This window comes from Helicobacter sp. UBA3407, assembly GCF_949747025.1.
GTDB classification, from domain to species: Bacteria; Campylobacterota; Campylobacteria; order Campylobacterales; family Helicobacteraceae; genus Helicobacter_D; species Helicobacter_D ganmani.
Genome location: NZ_CATKCB010000254.1, coordinates 1 through 2147 on the forward strand (window position 1 = coordinate 1; position 2147 = coordinate 2147).

The 2147-nt window shown below is 37.1% G+C and carries 1 protein-coding gene and 1 pseudogene; both read left to right on the plus strand.

All coding sequences use genetic code 11. The features are described 5' to 3' along the window. On the plus strand, window positions 1–1665 hold a 1665-nt coding region (gene metG, locus Q1553_RS08395), incomplete at its 5' end, for a methionine--tRNA ligase (RefSeq protein WP_300842929.1). Window positions 1666–1677: 12 nt separating this feature from the next. Then, a pseudogene (locus Q1553_RS08400) lies at window positions 1678–2147 on the plus strand (hypothetical protein); the annotation flags it as partial.

Consider the following 2147-nt stretch of genomic DNA (forward strand, 5'->3'; position numbering starts at 1 on the left):
ACAACAGATGATTACCACATCAAAACTGCCCAAATGGCTTTTTTAAAAATGTTTGAAAAAGGGGATATTTATAAAGGCAAATATGAGGGACATTATTGCATTTCTTGTGAATCCTTTTTTACAAAATTTCAGCTTATAGGCGAGAATTGCTGCCCAGATTGTGGTAAAGAAACGACTTTGTTGCAAGAGGAAAGCTATTTCTTCAGGCTTAGTGCGTATCAAGAGAGACTTTTAAAGTTTTATGAACACAATCCAAACTTTATCTTGCCAAAATTTCGTCGCAATGAGGTAATTAACTTTGTAAAAGATGGACTAGAGGATTTGTCCATTACGCGCACAACTTTTGATTGGGGCATTAAACTCCCTCAAAACCTCATTCATCAAGACCACAACAATGCAAAACATGTGATGTATGTATGGCTAGATGCACTGATAAACTATCTAAGCGCACTCGGATTCTATAATGATTTGGAGGATAGAAGAGATTTCTGGGCGGCAAATTATCACATCGTAGGAAAAGACATTTTGCGATTCCACGCAATTTATTGGATTGCGTTTTTAATGAGCCTAGATTTACCTCTACCACACCATATCGCAGCACATGGCTGGTGGACTAAAGAGGGTGCAAAGATGAGCAAAAGTGTCGGCAATGTTGTCAATCCAAAAGAAGTGGTAGAGGCTTATGGATTGGATTGTTTCCGATATTTTGTCTTGCGCGAAGTGCCTTTTGGACAAGATGGGGATTTTTCGCAAAAATCTCTAATGGAGCGAATCAACTCGGATTTAAGCAATGATTTAGGCAATCTACTCAATCGCCTTTTGGGAATGAGTGCAAAATACTTTAATAATGCTTTACAAGTAGATTTGGAAAATCTCAAAAAGCATTATAGCACAGAGTTTTCTCAAATCAATAAAGTCTTAAAAAGCCTAGAAACCTATATGGAAGAAGTGCAGACCAATCGTTACCTAGAAGAAATCTGGACACTCTTTAGTTTAGGAAATGGAATCATCGCAAAAAAAGAGCCATGGAATCTCATTAAAGAGGGCAAAAACGAGGAAGTAGCGGAGTTGCTCATATTCCTTGCTAATCTGTTAATCAAATCCGCACTTTGTCTTTCTCCCTTTATACCAAAGAGTGCCGAATCTATCCTTAGTGTCTTTGGGCTAAAAGCAGAATCACGAAATTATAAGAAGTTTGTCCTTGAGAATGGATTGTTACCACAAATCCAACTTTGTGCGATTCCTGCATTATTCCCAAAAGTAGAAAATATCTTACTAGAAGAAAAAGAAACTAAAAACTCGCAGAATCCCACTACAAATACTCCATTAGAAATCACCAATCCGATTTTAAAAGAGGATTTTTTCAAAATAGAAATCAAAGTAGGCACAATTTTGAGCGCAGAGGAGCTGCCCAAAAGCGAAAAACTTTTAAAACTTCAAGTGGATTTAGGCGAAGCAAGAGCGCGTCAGATTCTAGCAGGCATCAAAGCCCATTATACACCACAAAGCCTCATAGGCAAACAAGTATGCGTGCTTGCCAATCTTAAACCTGCAAAATTAATGGGTGAATTAAGTGAGGGAATGATTCTTGCTGCCAAAGATGAGAAAGGATTAACACTGATTACTCCGCAAAATCTTAAGAAAAATGGGAGTTCAATCAGCTAATAGGAGTGCGCAATGAAAAGAAAGGAAATGCAAATTAGTGTCAATGAAATAGTAGAAATTGCCTTTGGAACTTTATTGAATCAACCAAGCATTTCTTTTTTTAATCAAATCTGTGATGAAGTCAATGAAATCAAACAAGGAGATTTATTCGTAGCAAATCATCTTAAAAAATCTCCTCAAGAAGTCCAAAAAGAGATTGAAGAAGCTGTGCAAAGAGGTGCATTTGGGATTCTCTTTAGTGGTAATATTGCAATGAGCGACCCTGAGGTTGCTTGGATTAGTGTGGAAGATTTAGAACAATCCCTAATCCGAATTGCACGCCATTATTTGATTGTTGGAAACAAGATTTTATTTCTACTCAATCCTGATGAATATCAAATCGCCTCACAAATCATTATGCCTAAGAAAAATTTAGGTTGTTATTGTGGCTCACTTGTCCAACTTGTGCGTTATATTCTGACAAGTGAAGTAGCCTACATTCT